The following is a 16,623-nucleotide window of genomic DNA, read 5'->3' as shown; positions in this document are numbered from 1 at the left end:
GGCGTCCGCACAGGCATGGACGCCTCTTTTTGCAGCCCGATAGATAGACGACTAAGTAAGTTCAGGAGGTTCGCCCATGAATTCATTTCCGCTCAAGCTCAAACCCGCCGCGCAAACCCTGATGGCCGAACTGCACCGCCAGCTCAGGACACGCTGGGAGGGACTGTCTAGCGATACGCAACCTGCGCCAACCACGCCCCCGGACTATCAGGCCGCCGCGCTGCCCGACGATCTGAAAGACCGCCGGGTGGAGCTGATCGTGGAAGCCTCCGATCTGAAAGCCCTGGACGCCGCGCTGAACTCGGATGCGGACGCGCTGGTGCTGGATTTTGACGATACCTTCACACCTACGCGTGCCAACGTGGAAACGGCTTACGCGGCGGTGGAAACGGCGGCGAAAAGCGACAAGCCCATCCTGGCCCGGCCCCGTGCGTTGTATGCAGTGGAAGAACACCTGGATTTCGGCGGCCCCGCCATCGCCGCCCTCTGTGATCTGGGCGTCATCCTGGCCGCGCGACCCGAAAAGCCCATGCACATCTACATTCCCAAGCTGGAAACGGTGGAGGAAGCGGGGCTGTGGGAGGACGCGCTGGCGCTGGCCGAGACGCATCTGGGTCTGAAGCAGAACGCCATCAAGGTCTGCGTGCAGATTGAAACCTACGCTGCCTGCCTGCACGCCGACGCGCTGCTGTACGCGCTGCACGGGCGGGCCTTCGGACTGAACGCCGGGCGCTGGGATTACGTGTTCAGCCTGACCAAACGCGTGGGCGCACAGCGCGGAGCCATGCCGCCGCGCAATGACCTGACGATGGATCTGGACGCCATGCGCGCCTACGCCGAGGCGCTGGTGCGCGTCTGCGAGGCACGCGGCGCACAGGCCATCGGGGGCAGCGCCGCCGTCGCGCCGAATGCCCAGAATCCCCAGCCCACGCTGGACGCCGTGCGGGCCGACAAAGTGCGGGAAGCCGCGCAGGGCTACGTGGCAGCTTGGGCCGGACTGCCGATGCTGCTGGATTCGGTGCGTGGGGCGTTTGGCAATGAAGTTTCACAGCCCCTGCCCGCCGAAACTGCCGAGCGCACGCTGGAGCGTCTGCTGGACCTGCCCGCCCCTCGTCCCCTGCCACTGAACGTCGTACAGGACAGCATCGGCCTCGCGCTGGCTGTGTTTGAGGCGTGGTACGACGGACGCGGCGTGGTGGTCCGCAACGGACGCATTGAGGACACCGCCACCGCCGAGCTGGCCCGCGCCCAGTTGTGGCAGTGGGTTCAGTGCGAGGCGGAACTGGAAGGCGGCGATAGGCTGACCTCTGACCGCTATCTCTCCGAACGCCGCGCTCTGGCTGGCGACAACACCGCGCAGGCCCGCCTCCTTGATCATCTGGTGCTGGCCCCCGTCTGCCCCGAGTATTTTCCCCGCGCCGCGCAATTGCTTCAGCCCCAGGAGGCCACCGTATGACCGCCAACTCTCAGTCCGCTGTCTCCAACGAAACCGTCCAGGCACTGAGCCAGAAGATCATGGACGCCTGCGCCGCGCTGGCCTGCTACACGGAAGTGGAGGGCGAAACCAACCGTCCCTTCCTGTGCCCCACCACGCATCAGGTGCATGACTACCTGACGAAATGGGCCGACGAACTGGGCATGACCACTTACGAAGACGCTGCCGGAAACCTGCGCTCACACCTGAGTGGGCCGACGCCAGGTGGGCCGACGCTGTATCTGGCCTCTCACCTGGACACCGTGCCGAACGCGGGCGCGTATGACGGCATTCTGGGCGTGGTGATGGGTTACGCCATGCTGGAAGCGGTCAAGGGTCAGGCGCTGCCCTACGCCGTGGAAGTCGTGGGCTTCTCGGAGGAAGAAGGCGTGCGCTACGGCGTGCCCTTTATCGGCAGCCGGGCGCTGGTGGGCACCGTGGACGACATGCTGGAGCTGCGCGATGCGGCGGGCCAGAGCGTGCGCGACGCCATCACCGAGTACGGCCTGAACGTGGAGGAAATCGGCGCGGCGCAGTACACGGGTCAGGCACTGGGCTACTTTGAGATTCACGCCGAGCAGGGGCCAGTCTTGCAGGACCTGGGCGTATCGCTGGGCGTGGTGGAGGGCATCGCGGGTCAGAACCGATTCATTCTGAATTTCGTGGGACAGGCTTCGCACGCTGGAACGACGCCCATGAACCTGCGCCGCGACGCGCTGGCCGCCGCCGCCCGCTTCGCCGTGGCCGCCGAGGACGTGGCCCGCGCCACCCCCGGTCTGGTTGCTACCGTGGGCGTGATGCAGGCATTGCCCGGAGCCATGAACGTGATTCCCGGCGAGGCCAACTGCACGCTGGACATCCGCCACGCCAAGGATGAGGTGCGGTTGAAAGCGCTGGAACATCTTCTGAACGTGGCTCAGTCCGTCTCCGAGGAACGCGGCGTCACCGTGACCATCACGCCCAAGATGGAGGAGCAGGCCACGCCGATGTCTGACTCTTTCAAGACGCTGCTACACCGCGCCGCCGAGGCCGAGGGCCTGCCGCACCCCGAACTGGTCAGCGGCGCAGGCCACGACGCCATGATCATGGCCGCGCACATGCCGTCCGCCATGCTGTTCGTGCGCTCGCCCAACGCGCTGAGCCACCACCCCGACGAACTGGTCTTGGTGGAGGACGTGGCCGACGCCCTGCGCCTGAGCGTGCGCTTCCTGCACCTGCTGGCCGACGAGAACGCAACCGCATGAAACAAATTCCGTCTGCTCTGTCAACAAACCGGGAAAGCGCCGATTTGTTGACTCCACGCCCGGAATTTGTTTTTCTCCTTCTCGCTCCGCTCGGATTTTCATCGTTTTCGCAAACGATTCAATCGGAGGTTTTATGACCTTTGATCTGATCGTGCGCGGCGGCACCCTCGTCACGCCAGAAGGGCCGCGCCGCGCAGACCTGGGCATCAGCGGCGGACAGCTCGTGGAAGTCTCAGAGGAAATCACGGCAGACGGCAAGGCGCTGGACGCCTCCGGCTTGCACATCTTCCCCGGCGTGGTGGACGCACACGTTCACTTCAACGAGCCAGGCCGCACCCACTGGGAAGGCTTTGAAACCGGTTCGCGGGCGCTGGTGGCAGGTGGTGGCACGTCGTTTCTGGATATGCCCCTCAACTCCTCGCCCCCCGTGCTGGGCCGCGCAGAATTTGATGCCAAGCGCGAGATCGGCGAGCAAAAGTCGCTGGTGGATTTTGGGCTGTGGGGCGGATTAACCCCCATCAATCTGGACCGCCTGGATGAGCTGGCCGAAGCCGGAGTCATCGCCTTCAAAGCCTTCATGAGCCACAGCGGGCTGGAGGAATTTCCGGCGGTGGATGATTTGACGCTGCTGGAAGGAATGCGAACGGCCAAACGCCACGGCCTCCTCGTCGGCACCCACGCCGAGAGCAATGAGCTGACGCGTGGCCTGACCGAACAGGTGCGGGCGGGCGGGCACAAGGGCGTGCGCGACTATCTGGACAGCCGCCCGGTGCTGGCCGAACTGGAAGCCGTGACCCGCGCCCTGCTGTTCGCAGAGGAAACTGGAGCCGCCCTGCACCTCGTCCACATGAGCAGCGGGCGGGCGGTGGCGCTGGCGTATGAGGCCAAGCAGCGCGGCGTGGACGTGACCATTGAAACCTGCCCCCACTACCTGCACTTCACCGACGAGGATGTTGAACGCGTGGGCGCGGCCCTGAAATGCGCGCCGCCCCTGCGCTCCAAAGCCGTGCAGGACGAGCTGTGGGCCGAGCTGCTGGCCGGACACATTGACATCGTGGGTTCGGACCACTCGCCCGCACCGCCCGACATGAAGACCAGCGACGACTTCTTCGCGCTGTGGGGCGGCATCAGCGGGGCGCAGAGTACGTTGAACGTGCTGCTCACCGACGGTTATGGAAAGCGCAAACTGCCGCTGGAAGCCATCGCCGCCCTGAGCGCCCTGAATCCCGCTCGCCGCTTCAACCTGCCGGGCAAGGGCCGTCTGGACGTTGGCGCTGACGCGGATCTCGCCCTGGTGCGCCTGGACGAGACCTTCAAACTGACCGAGCTGCATGACCGCTGGCAGCAGAACCCCTTTGGGGGCGAGGACTACCAGGGCCGCGTGACGCACACGCTGTCGCGGGGCCGGACGGTCTATCAGGACGGCAAGTTTGACGACACCGTGCGCGGGCGTTTGCTGCGGCCTGGGGCTTGAATCCTTTCTCCCTCCCTCTTTATGGGGGAGGGTTGGGGAGGGGGTGAGCGGGCATGGCGTGCCAGAACCAGGCGGTTTAAGAGGCCCATTTCTTCTCGATTGGCACAGCAACTTGCCAGAGTGACCCCCTCCCAGCCTCCCCCATAAAGGGGGAGGGGCTAAAAGCAAAAGATTTCCACTTCAACCCATTCAAAAGGAGCCACCATGAAACATCTCGGAACCACCCGCAGCGCACTGGAAAACGCACACGCCGTCATCACGCCCGAAACGCACGTCCGCACCGCACTGGCCGAGTGGCCGGGCAGCGCCATCGTGCTGCACATCGCACCCGTGATCGGCACCCGCGCCCGCTTCGTGCAGTTCACGGCGGAAATGCCTGCCGGGGCAGCAGCAAAAGAATCCGCACACGGCTACCAGCGTTTCGCCTTCGTGCTGAGTGGTGAAGTAGATGCCGATGTAGACGGCGAGAAGCGCACCCTCAAAGAGTACGACTACGTGTACGTCCCGGCAGGCGTGGCGCACAGGCTGACCGCCACATCGGACGCCCGCGTGGCCGTGTTCGAGAAGCCCTATGAGGCGGTGGACGGCGTAACGGCTCCCGGCGTGTACTGGGGCAACGAGCGCGAGAATCCCGGTTTTGAATTTGAGGGCGATGACCACCTGATTGCCCGCAAGCTGCTGCCCGACGAGGTTCCCTTTGACTTCATGGTCAGCACCATGAGCTTCGCGCCGGGGGCCAGCCTGCCGTACACGGAAGTGCATTACATGGAACACGGCCTGCTGATGCTGGAGGGCGAGGGCCTGTACAAATTGCAGCAAACCTACTACCCCGTGACGGTGGGCGACGTGATCTGGATGGGCGCACACTGCCCGCAGTGGTACGGCGCACTGGGCCGCGAGTGGAGCAAATACCTGCTGTACAAGGACATGAACCGTCACCCGCTGTCCATGCTCGGCTCCGGCCTCTGAACTAACCCGTAATCCTCCCTTCGCCTAACTCTTCAGAGGAGAAACCCCATGACCCAGACCACCCAGCCCCTGACCGATCACTACGACGTCAAACGCGACTCAGACGGCCACCGTTACCTGCACCCCCTCGTCACCGGCTTTAACCTCACGCGCATTCCGCTGCTGAACAAGGGCACCGCCTTCACCGAGGACGAGCGCCAGAAACTGAATCTGGACGGCCTGCTGGCCCCGCAGATCGACACGCTGGAAGTGCTGGCCGAGCGCCTTTACGCCGATTACGTCAAGGTCAAAGACCCGCTGGAGCGCCATGTGTTCCTCCGCAACCTGCAAGACCGCAACGAAGTGCTGTTTTACGCGCTGCTGGCCGCGCATGTGGAGGAAATGCTGCCCATCGTCTACACGCCCACTGTGGGGCTGGCCGTGCAGAAGTTCAGCCAGATTTACCGTTACGCGCGCGGCCTGACCCTCAGCACCAACAATATTGAGCGGGCTGGAAAGGCGCTGGCGAACGTGCCGCTGAACGACGTGCGGATCATTGTGGCGACGGATAGCAGCGCCATTCTGGGCATCGGGGATCAGGGCTTCGGCGGCATGGCGATCAGCATCGGCAAGCTGTCCCTGTACACCGTGGCGGGCGGCGTAGGCCCCGACAAGACCCTCCCGGTGGAGCTGGACGTGGGCACGGGCCGCGCCGACTTGCGCGAAGACCCCTCCTACCTGGGCGTCAAGCATGACCGCCTGAAGGGCGAGGAATACCTGCGCTTCGTGGACCGCTTCGTGGAGGCCACCCTGGAACGCTTCCCCAAAGCGATCATCCAGTGGGAAGATTTCTCCAAGGACACGGCGTTCATGGTGCTGAACCGCTACCGCAAGGTGGTGCCCAGCTTCAACGACGACATCCAGGGAACCGGCGCGGTGGTGCTGGCCGGGGTGCTGAATGCCTGCCGCCTCAAGGGCGAGACGCTGGCCGATCAGCGCGTGGTCATCAGCGGTGCGGGCGCGGGTGGGGCCGGAGTCGCCGCCGCCATCCGCGAGGGCATGAAGCGCGAGGGGCTGACCCCGGAGCAGATCAGCGAGCGCGTCTTCGTGCTGGATTCGCGCGGCCTGCTGACCGATGACCGCCAGATGGAAGAGTACAAGAAGTCGCTGGCAACGCCCAAGGCGTTTACTGAGGGCTGGGCTGGAACGGGTCTGCTGGACGTGATCCGCGAGGGCAAGGCCACCGTGCTGCTGGGCCTGTCCGGCGTGCCGAACACCTTTGACGAGGAAGTGGTCAAGGCGGCGATGGCGAACACCCCCCGCCCGCTGGTCTTCCCGCTGTCCAACCCCACCGCCAACTGCGAGGCGCTGCCGGAAGACGTGCTGCGCTGGAGCAATGGCGCGGCCCTCGTCGCCACCGGCAGCCCCTTTGACCCGGTGGAACTGAACGGCGAAACCCACCCCATCGGGCAGGGCAACAACGCGTTCATCTTCCCTGGCCTGGGCTTCGGCGCGATCCTGGCGCGCGTGCGCGAGATCACCGACGAGATGGTCACCGAATCCGCCTACGCCCTGGCCGCCTACACCCAGCGGAATCATCCTGGCCGCACCTTCCCGCCCGTGTCGGAGCTGGGAGCCGCTAGCTTGGAAGTCGCCGTGGCCGTGATCAAGCAGGCGCTGAAGGACGGCGTCGCCACCGAATTCAGCATCCGTGGCCTGAGCGACGACGAGTTGCTGGAAGTGGTCAAGGCCAAGTTCTGGCAGCCCAAGTACCTGCCGTTCAAGGTGGAATAGGCGGTTAGGAAATAGGAGAAGGGCGCGTCCGGGTTGGGGTGGACGCGCCCTTTTTGGGTTGGGGATTCTGGGGTGGCTCCCACGAAAACCCCTCAGTCTGCTTCGCAGCCAGCTCCCCTCAAAAGGGAGCCAAGGAGCGCAGAAGATCGTCCAGCGCAGCAATCTCCTTGCCTCCCTTCTAAGGGGAGGTGGCGCGAAGCGCCGGAGGGGTTAAACCGTGGGAGCGTCCCGATCACACAGCACATATCTCCTTCACCCCCGCGCCAGCTCCTCCTTCTCGTGATGCACTTCCTCCGAGACCAGCGGCGAGGAAATGAGCGGCTTGAAATCCTCATCGGCCACCAGTTCCCAGCGGCGACGGCCCAGCAGGCCCACGCCGACGCTGAGGACGGCAATGCCCAGCAGGATCAGCATGAAGGTGACGTAGCTGCCCTGAAACGCGCCGCTGAGGGCGTGGCGAAAGGCGTTGACGCTCTGTGTGACGGGCACGAAGTTGTGAATGGCCCCGAAGAAGGACGGCGAGAGTTCCACCGGATAGCTGCCGCCCGACGCCGCGAGCTGAAGCACCAGCAGCACGAGGGCGATCAGCCGCCCCGCCGCGCCGAACAGGAAGATCAGCGCCAGCACCAGCGTCAGGAAGGTCAGGCTGGAGGCCAGCGCTGTGGCGATCACCTGCGCCGGGTGCAGGAAGTCCACGCCCAGCGCATGCACGCCCCAGACCACCAGCAGCGCCTGAACGCAGACCAGCGCGGCGGGAACGGCGGCCTTGCGGAGCATCCGCGCGAACTGCGAGGTGCCGCGTCCGCTGCGGGGCAACTGGCTGTACGGGAAAATAAAGGTGGTCAGCGTGACGCCCACCCACAGGCTCAGGGCCATGAAATACGGCGCGAACCCGGCCCCGTTGTTCTTGACGGGCGCGAAGGTCTCGGTCACGGGCAGCACGCTGGCGCTGAGGCCCGCCGGATCGCCGCCGAGTTGCTCGGTGTTGATGGGAATCTTGCTGTAAAGGGTGTTCAGCCCGTCGCGCAGTTTGACGGCCCCAGCGTCCAGATCAGTCGCCCCAGTCTGGAGTTTGGTGGCCCCGCTGCTCAGCGTTTTCAAACCGTTGCTTAAGTCACCAGATTTCTGGGCCAGCGTAGAGGCTCCAGTTTTCAGGCTATCCAGATCACTTTGCGCGGGCAGTTGCGTGGTGATCTGGCCCAGCGCATCCTTGATCTTGAGGTTGCCCGCCACCAGCGTATTCACGCCGCTTTGCAGAGAGGTGGCCCCCGCACTCAGATCAGCCGCCCCTTTGGCTGCCTCGCCGGATTTCTGGGCCAGTGTCGCCGCGCCGCTCTGGAGTTGCGCCGTGCCTGCCGTGAGCTGCGTGGCCCCGGCGCTGAGTTGCTGCGCGCCTTTCACGGCGGTTGTAGAGGCGGTGGAAGCATCTTTCAAACCCGTGGCAAGAGATGCTGCGCCCGTCTGCACTTTTGCCGTGCCTGCCGCCAGATCGGTTGCCCCAGTCGCCAGTTGTCCGGCGCTGACAGCAGCTTTCTGCGCCCCGTCCGCCAGTTTGGGCAGCGCGTTGCTCAGGCTGTTGCTGCCCGCGTGGACCCCCGTGGCCCCGCTGTTGATCTGCGCGACGCCGCCCTTGAGTTCGCCGGGCAACAGCGCCTGATCCTTCACGGATTCATTCAGGGTCTTGGTTCCGGTGGCGAGTTCGGCGGCCCCCTGATTCAGCTTGTTGGCTCCGTCTGTGGCCTGCTGCAAGCCGCCCGACAGATCTTTCAATCCACCCGCGAGCTGCTTATTCCCGGCAGCCACTTTCCCGGCCCCGGCGTTGGCCGCTTTTGCCCCAGCCGAGAGCTGATTCGCCCCGTCCGAAAGCTGGCCCAACCCGGTCTGAAGCTGGGGAAGCTTGGCGGCCAGTTCTTTGCTCCCGCCCGCCAGTTGCGCCGCGCCTGTATTGGCCTTTCTCGCACCGTCCGAGAGTGTGGAAGCTCCGTCCGAAAGCTGATTCAGACCGCCCGACAACTTGGCCGCCCCGCTCTGAAGCTGAGCCACGCCACCTTGCAACGGTGCGAGCTGGGCCTGACCGGGCGCTGCCGCCTCTAGCTGGCGCAGACCGCTGGAGAGCTGGGCGCTGCCGTCCGTGAGCCTGCCGACACCGGAAGATAGTGCCTTTGCGCCGTCCGTGAGCTGTGCGCCGCCACTCGTCGCAGCCTTCGCCCCGCTTGCCAGATCGCCCGCACCGTCCTTAAAAGCCTTCGCGCCGTCTTCCAGCGTGACCGCACCATCGCGCAATTTCCCGGTGGCCGTGCGAATGTCATTAAATCCCTTCTGCACGTCTTTGAGCGAATCGCCCACAACCTCCCAGCGGTTCTCGCCCAGCGTGCGGTTCAGTTCCTCGCTCAGCGTCGTGGCAAAGGTGGAGGCCACGCGGCTGGCGAAATAGCTGCCACCTTCGGAAACGTAGAACTTGAGCAGGCCGTGACTGGAGCTGCTTCCCGTGACTGCTTTGGCACTGAAATTGGCGGGCAATGTCAGCGCGAAGTAGGCGTCACCGCGCCGCACGGCTTCCTGTGCCGCAGCCTCGCTGGGATAGCTCAGGTAGTTGAATTTGGGATCGTCGCGCAAATCCTTGACGACATCCGCGCCCAACCTGACCTCCTCTCCCCGGTTCCGGGTTCCCGTGTCCAGATTGACCAGCGCCACGGGCAGGTTTTTCAGGTTGCCGTAGGGGTCAATCGCGCTGCCCAGGTAAATGCCCGCGTACAGCAATGGCACGACAGCAATGGCGGCGGCGGACAGCCACATCATGGGATGCCGCCACAGGCTGCGCTCGGCAGGGGTCAGGATTTTGAAGTCTTGGGTCAGTCTGGTGATGGGGGACATGGATGCTCCTTGGAAGGGGAAGGCAATGTGCCACCCGAATACCCCCACTATCCTCTCTTATTGACACTTCGTCAAGTGACAGAAAGTCAATAAAATGTTAGACTCTCTTTATGACCACGCTCGATCCGCCCTCCCCCGCCCGCCGACTGAGTGCGGAGAACCGCCGCGAGCAGATTCTGGAAGCTGCGTCGGCCCTGTTTATTGAGAAAGGCTTTGAAGCGGTGGGCATGAACGATATTGCCCGCGCACTCCAGACCTCGCGGCCCACGGTCTACGGCTATTTCACGTCCACGGAGGACATGCTGCGCGCCCTGCTGGCCGGGCGGCTGCCCGCCATGTGGGAACGGCTGCGGCCCTTGCTGCCCACTTCCGGCGAGTTCCACGCCGGAACCTTCAGCGCCCTGTTTCTGGCCCTGCTGCACGAGCGCGAATTGCTGCTCCTCCTGCACAGCGGCGGCGGCCCGATCTTCCGCGAGCAGCGCGCCGATTTCCTGCGGCAGTTGCAGGAATGGACCACGCCGTACCGCCGGGCAGAGGCACGCCAGCCCCAGACCCTGCACCTGATCACGCTGTTGCTGGAGGCGGCGGCAGTGGAAGCGGTGCGGGGAGAGCAGAGCGAGGCGGAGGCGCTGGCCCAGGCGCAGACCATCGGGCAATTCATCGCGGGGGGCGTGGCGGGTCTGTCGTCCGAAATTCAACTCTCCTGAACCAGAAACCACGCCTCTGCATCCTTCCAGCGCACAAAAAAAGCCCCCCACCATTCCTGGCGAGGGGGCTTTGATCTGTCTCTCTGGCTTCAGCCGTGGAAATCCTTGGCTTCCGGCGCGTGGCCCGTGGAGGCGGCCAGCGAGGACGGATGCGGCGTGTTGTTGCCGACGATGTTGAACAGGATATTCAGCAAGATGGCGGCGATGGCGGCGGAGGTGATGCCGCTGTCCAGCACCAGGGTGACCTGCTCGGGCAGCTTCTCGTACAGGGTGGGCACGGTCGACGGTATGACGCCCAGCGCCACGCTGACGGCCACGATGGTCAGGTTGCGGGTGTCGTTCATGTTGACCTTTGACAGGGTCTGCACCCCGGCGGCGGCCACCGTGCCGAACAGCACCAGTCCAGCGCCGCCCAGCACGGGCAGGGGGATGGAGGACACCAGCGCACTCAGTTTGGGAATAAAGCCCAGCAGCATCAGGATGATTCCGGCCACGGCCACCACGAAGCGGCTCTTGATGCCGGTAAAGCGCACCAGCCCCACGTTCTGGGCAAAGGCGGTGAAGGGAAAGACGTTGAACACGCCGCCCAGCACGGTGGACAGGCCGTCGGCACGCAGGCCATTGGCGACCATCCTGGCGTCCACGTCTTTCTCAACCACTTCGCCAATCGCCAGGATGTCGGCGGTGGTTTCCACCATCACCACCAGCATCACCAGCAGCATGGACAGCACCGGCACGAAGGCGAAGGTGGGGGTGCCGAAGTGGAAGGGCGCGGTGAAGCCGAACCACGCGGCGGTAGCGACGCCGGAGAAGTTCGCCAGACCGAAGATGGCCGCCACGATGGTCCCGATGACCAGACCCAGCAGCACCGAGACCCGGCTCAGGAAGCCCTTGCCGAAGCGGGTGAGCAGCAGCACGATGATCATGGTCAGCAGCGCCAGACCCAGGCTGGCCGGATTGCCAAAAGACTCTGCCGCCGGGTTGCCGCCCCCGGCCCACTTGATCGCCACCGGCATCAGCGAAACGCCGATCATCAGGATCACGGTTCCGGCCACCACGGGCGGGAAGAAGCGCAGCAGCTTGGAGAAGTACGGCGCAAGCAGAACCGTCAGAACGCCCCCCGCGATCACTGCCCCGTAAACCCCTGGCAGCCCGTAGGCCTTGCCGATGGCGATCATGGTGGCCACGGCGGCGAAGGTGGTGCCCTGCACGATGGGCAGCTTGGCCCCGAAGCCCTTGAAGCCGATGGTCTGGATCAGCGTGGCGACGCCGCACATGAAAAAGCTTGCGCCGATGATGCGCACGAGGTCTTCGGGTGCCAGACCCAGCGCGGTGGCGAGGATCAGCGGCACGGCCACGATGCCCGCGTACATGCTCAGAACGTGCTGAAGGCCAAAGGCGATCATGTTCTGAACGGGCAGAACTTCATCTACGGGGTGGACGTTGTTGCGCGTTGGTGTTGTCGTCATGTTTCCTCCGGGCTGACCGTCTGGGCCAGTGCAGATTGCGTTGATGCGTCTAGAAGTGGCCTGCCGCGCGTAACCGCCGAACCTGCCCCGTGCTTCCTACGGTTGCCCTCCAGCCCTCCCCGGGTCTTTTTACTTAGCTGTCTAATTTCCATAGAGTGTAAAAGGTTTTCAAAATACTGTCAAGGTTCAGTCAGGTTCGGCTCATGGTGGTGAAAATGGCTTGCTGGACGACAAAAGTTGGCGGGGCTGCCAGACGTTAAACCCGGTCCAGTAATGAGTTACTGAGACAGTTACAACTCTAAAGGACAAATGCCATTTGTGTAGAAGAATGTCCAGCACGGCTTCCAGGGCGGCAGACCGTCGATCTTTCTGCATACGGTGGCCTGCGAAGTCGCAACGCGGGAAAGCGCCCGTTCCCCTGCCCAACCGTCCGACTGGCGGGGACGGGCGGTGAACCCATCGGCATTGCAGGCGTTTGGCTGCCCGGATCGCCCGCCCCTGCTACGCTCGGCGCATGCGTCTGCAAGCTCTGGCTGCCGCCCTCCACCTTCCCGCCACCGATCTGCCAGACGGAGAAGTGCGCGGCGTGACCCACAACGCCGACTGGGCCGGGCCGGGAGACGTGTTCGTGGCGATTCGCGGGGCGCGTTTCGACGGCCACAGCTTTATAGACAAGGTGCGGCAGGCCGGGGCAGTGGCGGTGCTGGGCGAGGGCTTGCCGGACGACATGACCTCTTCCCTGCCCTACCTGCGGGTGCCGGACGCGCGGGCGGCGCTGGCAGACGCGGCGGCGGCCATCGAGGGCCATCCCAGCCGGGAGTTGCGCGTGGTGGGCGTGACGGGCACCGACGGCAAGACCACCACGGCATGGCTGACCCGTCACCTGCTGCGGGCGGCGGATTTAAGGACTGGCCTGCTGAGTACGGTGGGCTATGAATTGCCGGACGGCGAGTTGCGGCACTTTCCGGCGCACTTCACCACGCCCGAGGCCCCGCAGGTCCAGCGCACCCTGCGCGAGATGGTGGCGGTGGGGGCAGACGCGGTGGTGCTGGAGGCCAGCAGCCACGCGCTAGCGCTGGAGCGGGTGCGCGGCGTGGACTGGGACGTGGCGGTCTGGACCCACCTGAGCCGCGAACACCTGGATTTTCACGGCACGGTGGAGAACTACTTTGCCGAGAAACGCAAGCTGGTGGAACGCGCCCGCTTTGCCGTCCTGAACGCGGACGATCCGTGGACGGCGCGGCTAACGGGTCTGGCCCCGCAGGAAACCACCTACAGCGCCGAGGGCAACGGGGCCGACTGGACGGCGCACGACATCGAGGAAGGCGCGGGAGGGCTGAGCTGGCGCGTAACCTCTCCACTGGGGGAATTTGGGGCGCAGTTGCCGATGATCGGGCGCTTCAACGTGGCGAACGCGCTGGCGGGCATGGCGGCGGCGGCACACCTGGGGGCCTCGGCAGAGCAACTGGTGGCGGGGCTGGCGTCCTTCCGGGGGGTGCCGGGGCGCATGGAACTGCTGGCGGGCGATGGCCCTGCCTCCGAACTCCCGGCCCCGCGCGTGATCGTGGATTTCGCGCACACGCCGCCCAGTCTGGAAAAGGCGCTGACCACGCTGCGGACCACCACGCCGGGGCGGTTGTGGGTGCTGATCGGCTCGGCGGGGGGGCCGCGCGATCCGGGCAAGCGTGCGCCGCTGGGCGAGGTGGCCGCGCGGCTGGCCGATCACGCCGTCTTCACCGAGGAGGACTGCCGCGACACCCCGCTGGACGACATTCTGCGCGAGATGGAACGCGGGGCGCGGGCGGGCGGGCGCACGAACTTCACCACCATTCCAGACCGGGCGGGGGCGATTGCCTGGATCATCGGGAAAGCGCAGCCGGGCGACACCGTGCTGCTGGCGGGCAAGGGACCAGAGGACACGCTGGAACGCGCCCACGAGACGGTTCCCTGGGACGAGGTGGCGGTGGCGCGGGGTGCGCTCTCCGACTGGCAGATGGCCGCACGACGGTAATCGAAAAAATCGTGCCATAATGAATGGCATGACCAGTGCCACCCGGATCAGCGCGACAGTCTCCGCAGACCTTGCTGATTTTCTGGACGAGTATCAGCAGACCCACGGTCTGGATTCGCGGAGTGCAGCCCTTGCTGAAGCCATCCGCGCCCTGCGTGAACGTGTGCTGGACGCTGCTTATCAGGAGCTGGGCGACGCGCAACGTGCTGGACAGGAAACCTATCCTGCCGACAATCTCGATGGTCTGGACCTCAATGGTCTGGACGGCGCATGAAATTGATCCGGCGCGGCGACATCTGGCTGATCAACTTTCGCCCGGACGGACGCGAGGGCGAGGCGGAGCAAACACATCCGGGCATCGTGGTTTCCAACAATGTCAACAACGCCAGAGCGCCGCTGCTTCAGACTGTTCCGCTGATCAGCAACACCGGGCGCGTTTACGTGACCAACGTTGTGCTGCCCAATCAGCGCACAGGTCTGGACTATGACAGCAAGGCGCAGATCGAGGCCACCCGCGCCACCCATGTCAGCCGTCTGGTCAAGAGGCTGGGCTTCGTGCCGGACGACCTGATGCTGGAGATTGACGGAAAGTTGCGGATGCATTTCGGGCTGTAATACGGATTCCGTTTGTTTCGTGCAGGAATCGGAACAGCGCCGATCCCTCCACTCCACGCCCGGAACCCGTTTTTCTCCTGCTCGCCATCGTCGCGAACAGACGCCCATGAGGACGCTGCTCCTCCCGCTCGGATTACGGGTGTTTTCAACACCCTCTAATCGGAGTCCGTATAATTCAACCACCCCAAAATCTTCCCACCGCCCCACCCGCTATCCTTTCCCCATGTCCCCCACCTTCAGCGCCTTCATCGGCTTCTACCCCACCGCCGATCTGGCCGCCACGCACGACTTCTATGTCGGCACGCTGGGGCTGACGCTGACGCGGGATCAGGGGACGTGCCACATTTATTCAGTGGCGAGCGGCGGTTTCCTGGGCTTTTGCGAGCGCGGCAGCGTGGCCCTGCCGTCCAGCGTGGTGTTGACGCTGGTGACGGAGGACGTGGACGGCGTGTACCAGCGGCTGATGGCGGCAGGCGTGGTGGCAGAGGCCGCGCCGAAGCACAACGCCGAGTACGGAATTTACCACTTCTACGCGCAGGGGCCGAGTGGGGAGAGAGTGGAAATTCAACGATTTAGCGATCCTTTGCCATAGCTATTATCTTCTTAAAGAATTTTGACTCACTCGCTACACATAAATCAAAAATTATTTTTGACCAACTAAGAAACACGCATCATCTTCCATGTTAGTAGGAGGAATAGCTTCTAGAAAACTACGATTATCAAGCTTGGTAGGAAAAACTGCAAAATTTGTATCATACTCATCGTCGTAATTTGTTACACTTAATGAATTTCTTGCAGATCTATATGCGACTGCATGAAAGCGATCCGAATTATACGCAGTACTACCTATAAATTGTGTTGAAGTTGTCTCATCTGACAGCCACCAATTACCAGTAATATCAGAGATATCAAGTTCAAGTTCATCAAGAAGATTTTGATCTGTTAAATCTAAGACTTTTCTCATATTAAACTGTACACTATATATGACGAACGGTGGCGAATGAGACCCACGGAAAGCGTTATCATTAGAGTCAAGAAGAATTTTTCGCGACTCTAGCAGCGCAGTTCTAATGTCTTTCGCTATATACGTAACTTTTCCCATATTTTTTAGATGGAAGCGACCATCTGAGTAATCTGCCCCTCCACCATCAAGTGGCTTAACGTACTGATCTCTGTGACTCATTCCGCAAACTCTAAAGCCACGACCAGCTTTCTGGACTGGACGTGTGGTTTTTACTACTTCTTGTATTCTTTTGTGATTAATCAAAGTGGAACGCCATAATCTGCTGCCTCTAGCGTTTTAATCACCGCCTTACTTTTACCTTTAATTACATATGATCTGGGCGTATCGCCACCTAATGCTCTATTTGGTGTTACCGACCAAAGATTATTAATTTGATTATTGGATACCATCAATCTAATCATCATTTCAAGTCTTCTTATCAAACCTTCTTGATAATCAGCGCTATCCTTGATAGATTTTATCTCTTTTACTCTATAACCATCTATTAAATTTTCCGCACCATCTTTTTCTTTCGCAAAAACCTTTATTTCATAGTCTGATCCGTTGCTTGGATGAAATATAATTATATATTTATTCCCGTCAGACACCCTAGTCGCATTCTGTATTGCATTTTTAAGGTCATTTGTATTAATTCTCAAATAGACCTCTTGCGAAAGTCGTGCGCTAAGGTAGGGGATGGTTGGCACGCTAAAATATCATCAGGCCCTGAAGCTGAATCGCACGAGTTTTCGCCGTCGCACTGGTGTGTACCCTGAAACATTTCTAGAGATGGAGACCGTGTTGCAAGAACGCCATGCCAACAAAGTCAAATCTGGACGGCCACCTGCACTCTCTTTGGGAGCGCAACTCCTGATGACGCTGGAGTTCTGGCGCGAGTACCGCACGTTGTTTCACATCGGCCAGGACTGGGGTGTCCATGAGGCCACGGTTCAGCGAACCGTGGTGCGTGTTGAAGATGCCCTGATACAAAGCGGGAAATTCTCGCTTCC

Annotated in this window: 15 protein-coding genes; 11 read left to right on the top strand and 4 right to left on the bottom strand. The window is 62.6% G+C overall.

Translation table 11 applies throughout. From position 1 onward, the window contains the following. Nucleotides 1-76: 76 nt before the first annotated feature. The 5 genes from BOO71_RS10155 (at nt 77) to BOO71_RS10135 (ending at nt 6,934) form a co-directional block, all read left to right on the top strand. Nucleotides 77-1,456: a malate synthase A gene (locus BOO71_RS10155; RefSeq protein WP_075831948.1), complete on the top strand. Its 1,380-nt coding sequence runs from the start codon at nt 77-79 to the stop codon at nt 1,454-1,456. Continuing rightward, nucleotides 1,453-2,718 carry an allantoate amidohydrolase gene (locus BOO71_RS10150; protein ID WP_075831946.1) on the top strand — a complete coding sequence of 422 codons (1,266 nt, stop codon included), beginning with the start codon at nt 1,453-1,455 and terminating at the stop codon, nt 2,716-2,718. Before BOO71_RS10155 ends, BOO71_RS10150 begins: the two co-directional genes overlap by 4 nt. Nucleotides 2,719-2,851: 133 nt before the next feature. Then, the gene (locus tag BOO71_RS10145) at nt 2,852-4,192 is read left to right on the top strand and encodes an allantoinase (protein ID WP_075831944.1); all 1,341 of its coding nucleotides are present in this window, start codon (nt 2,852-2,854) and stop codon (nt 4,190-4,192) included. A 204-nt stretch (nt 4,193-4,396) separates the two neighbouring features. Beyond that, entirely contained in the window at nt 4,397-5,161 is a 765-nt protein-coding gene (gene allE / locus BOO71_RS10140; RefSeq protein WP_075831942.1) for a (S)-ureidoglycine aminohydrolase, read from the top strand. A 48-nt stretch (nt 5,162-5,209) separates the two neighbouring features. Beyond that, entirely contained in the window at nt 5,210-6,934 is a 1,725-nt protein-coding gene (locus tag BOO71_RS10135; RefSeq protein ID WP_075831940.1) for an NAD-dependent malic enzyme, read from the top strand. A gap of 252 nt (nt 6,935-7,186) precedes the next feature. Here BOO71_RS10135 and BOO71_RS10130 read toward each other — a convergent pair whose 3' ends face one another. Then, nucleotides 7,187-9,808, bottom strand: a complete 2,622-nt coding sequence (locus BOO71_RS10130) for a YhgE/Pip domain-containing protein (RefSeq protein WP_075831938.1) — start codon at nt 9,806-9,808, stop codon at nt 7,187-7,189. 110 nt (nt 9,809-9,918) lie between these two features. Here BOO71_RS10130 and BOO71_RS10125 point away from each other — a divergent pair, with 110 nt between their 5' ends. Further along, nucleotides 9,919-10,515 carry a TetR/AcrR family transcriptional regulator gene (locus BOO71_RS10125; protein ID WP_075831936.1) on the top strand — a complete coding sequence of 199 codons (597 nt, stop codon included), beginning with the start codon at nt 9,919-9,921 and terminating at the stop codon, nt 10,513-10,515. A gap of 89 nt (nt 10,516-10,604) precedes the next feature. Here the strand turns inward: BOO71_RS10125 and BOO71_RS10120 are convergent, their stop codons facing one another. Then, the gene (locus BOO71_RS10120; protein WP_075831934.1) at nt 10,605-11,984 is read right to left on the bottom strand and encodes a nucleobase:cation symporter-2 family protein; all 1,380 of its coding nucleotides are present in this window, start codon (nt 11,982-11,984) and stop codon (nt 10,605-10,607) included. A gap of 514 nt (nt 11,985-12,498) precedes the next feature. On the opposite strand from BOO71_RS10120, the gene BOO71_RS10115 reads away from it, so the two are divergent. The 4 genes from BOO71_RS10115 to BOO71_RS10100 all read left to right on the top strand — a co-directional run bounded on the left by BOO71_RS10115 (nt 12,499) and on the right by BOO71_RS10100 (nt 15,202). Next, the gene (locus tag BOO71_RS10115; protein WP_075831932.1) at nt 12,499-13,995 is read left to right on the top strand and encodes a UDP-N-acetylmuramoyl-L-alanyl-D-glutamate--2,6-diaminopimelate ligase; all 1,497 of its coding nucleotides are present in this window, start codon (nt 12,499-12,501) and stop codon (nt 13,993-13,995) included. A 28-nt stretch (nt 13,996-14,023) separates the two neighbouring features. After that, nucleotides 14,024-14,269 (top strand): CopG family ribbon-helix-helix protein, encoded by a 246-nt coding sequence (locus BOO71_RS10110; RefSeq protein ID WP_075831930.1) that lies wholly within the window; start codon nt 14,024-14,026, stop codon nt 14,267-14,269. Beyond that, on the top strand, nt 14,266-14,610 hold the full coding sequence (locus tag BOO71_RS10105) for a type II toxin-antitoxin system PemK/MazF family toxin (protein WP_075831928.1): 345 nt from the start codon (nt 14,266-14,268) through the stop codon (nt 14,608-14,610). The genes BOO71_RS10110 and BOO71_RS10105 overlap by 4 nt, the downstream gene beginning before the upstream one ends. A 223-nt stretch (nt 14,611-14,833) precedes the next feature. After that, a complete protein-coding gene (locus BOO71_RS10100) occupies nt 14,834-15,202 on the top strand; it encodes a VOC family protein (protein WP_075831926.1) in 369 nt (122 codons plus the stop codon). 51 nt (nt 15,203-15,253) lie between these two features. Here BOO71_RS10100 and BOO71_RS10095 read toward each other — a convergent pair whose 3' ends face one another. Together BOO71_RS10095 and BOO71_RS26915 are read right to left on the bottom strand one after the other, a co-directional pair. After that, nucleotides 15,254-15,793: an RES family NAD+ phosphorylase gene (locus BOO71_RS10095; protein WP_075831924.1), complete on the bottom strand. Its 540-nt coding sequence runs from the start codon at nt 15,791-15,793 to the stop codon at nt 15,254-15,256. A gap of 80 nt (nt 15,794-15,873) precedes the next feature. Beyond that, complete coding sequence (locus BOO71_RS26915) at nt 15,874-16,320, bottom strand: hypothetical protein (RefSeq protein WP_139322872.1); 447 nt, start codon at nt 16,318-16,320, stop codon at nt 15,874-15,876. A gap of 82 nt (nt 16,321-16,402) precedes the next feature. Between BOO71_RS26915 and BOO71_RS26910 the strand changes: the two genes are divergently transcribed. After that, a partial coding sequence (locus tag BOO71_RS26910; RefSeq protein ID WP_175607344.1) for a helix-turn-helix domain-containing protein occupies nt 16,403-16,623 on the top strand: 221 nt, incomplete at its 3' end.

The sequence above is a fragment of the Deinococcus marmoris genome (assembly GCF_001949125.1).
In the GTDB taxonomy this organism is placed as follows: Bacteria; Deinococcota; Deinococci; order Deinococcales; family Deinococcaceae; genus Deinococcus; species Deinococcus marmoris_A.
The sequence above is the reverse complement of the archived record's forward strand: the minus strand, read 5'-3'. Positions and strand labels throughout refer to the sequence as shown.